This window comes from Klebsiella sp. HMSC25G12 (assembly GCF_001807705.1).
In the GTDB taxonomy this organism is placed as follows: domain Bacteria; phylum Pseudomonadota; class Gammaproteobacteria; order Enterobacterales; family Enterobacteriaceae; genus Klebsiella; species Klebsiella variicola.
This window is the reverse complement of the sequence record NZ_KV789882.1, coordinates 1-781: the sequence shown is the minus strand read 5'-3', so window position 1 is coordinate 781 and position 781 is coordinate 1. Positions and strand designations below refer to the sequence as shown.

Genomic DNA, 781 nt, shown 5'->3' with positions numbered 1-781 from the left:
ACACATCCCGCAGCCGGAAATATCTGGCTCCGCAGCGGGCATAAATCTCTGTCACGTCACCGCAGACCATCTCCTGCAGCATGAATGTCTCCCAGCTACCGCTCTCACTCGTTGACCAGTTGAGCGGGTACATCAGGCCCAGCGCGTCATGGAAGGCGTGAACGTCGATTTCAGCGGGCGCTTTCACTGCCGCTCTCTGGCGACTCATCCAGTACTCGCGCTCGGCTTCGGCGGTGACCTGCATTCCAGGATGGGCTGAGGATTCAGTCAGGTGTAAGTGCATGGTTTTCTCCTTCGGGTTAAGGGATGGCAGCAACATGCCGCCACCCGTGTTTGTCTACTCGTTTGCCGCCAGTTCACTCAGCAGCACATCACGGGCTTCCTCCGCGTGCTCTTCTTCCGCCAGCGTAAGCAGATACCCGCGTTTTGCCGCCGCGCCCATGAACGTCGGGCGGTCTTTCAGCGGCAGCGCATCCAGATAATCCAGCGCATCGCCCAGCACGCGCGCCTGATACAGCTCGTAATGCAGCCCGCAGCAGCGCCCCGCCTCTTTCTCGATGCGCGCAAGCACCACATCGGCGCGGACAACATCGAACGGGTTAGCGGCGTGGATGTTGCGCACAAAACCATCGGTACGCAGAATGGAAGAGCCGGAACTAACGATGCTGATATTCATGATTTTTTCCCTTTTTTCTGGCTTTTGGTGTTTAAAACCATCACCCGTTGAGTTGCCGGGCCGCGGTTTTGACTTTTGCGGGGACCTGCTGCTCTGCTCCGCTGG

2 protein-coding genes are annotated in these 781 nt (G+C 58.4%); both read right to left on the bottom strand.

The features are described from left to right. Positions 1-283: hypothetical protein (locus tag HMPREF3096_RS12830; RefSeq protein WP_070544498.1), on the bottom strand; the 283-nt coding region annotated here is incomplete at its 3' end. 54 nt (positions 284-337) lie between these two features. After that, positions 338-676 carry a hypothetical protein gene (locus HMPREF3096_RS12825; protein ID WP_020314748.1) on the bottom strand — a complete coding sequence of 113 codons (339 nt, stop codon included), beginning with the start codon at positions 674-676 and terminating at the stop codon, positions 338-340. Between the last annotated feature and the right edge of the window lie 105 nt (positions 677-781).